The sequence below is a fragment of the Dellaglioa sp. CoH-57-MRSF-19 genome (assembly GCF_056781975.1).
In genome coordinates this window covers 1-316 of record NZ_JBXAXW010000215.1, presented here as the reverse complement: position 1 = coordinate 316, position 316 = coordinate 1, and the positions used below count along the sequence as shown (strand labels likewise).

The window sequence follows — 316 nt, the reverse complement described above, 5'->3', positions numbered from 1 at the left end:
AATGATGAACCGGCTTCCATTCGACATTGATGCGGCTGCGGCAGGGGCACAGATCATCACGCGTGATGGTCGCGGTGTCCAGCTGCTGGAGTACAGGCCCACTCTGCACGAGTCGGTGCGTGTACGTTGCCTCATTAATGGATCGAGGAACCCCATCACCTATTTCACTAACGGCTACAGAACCTTGGAGAAGAACACGAAATATGACCTCTTCCTCGTCAGATAAGTTTGCGGCGTCGATGCGTTCGCGAGCTATCAACTTCGACTATGTGGACGCGCACGGTTGGTACGGCACCAAGTTCCCGCTCGTTCATGC

Annotated in this window: 1 protein-coding gene; it reads left to right on the top strand. The window is 54.7% G+C overall.

Annotated features, from left to right (window positions below; all coding sequences use genetic code 11):
- A partial coding sequence (locus AC1RO3_RS08985) for a hypothetical protein (protein ID WP_289873994.1) occupies nt 1–226 on the top strand: 226 nt, incomplete at its 5' end.
- Nucleotides 227–316 lie beyond the last annotated feature (90 nt).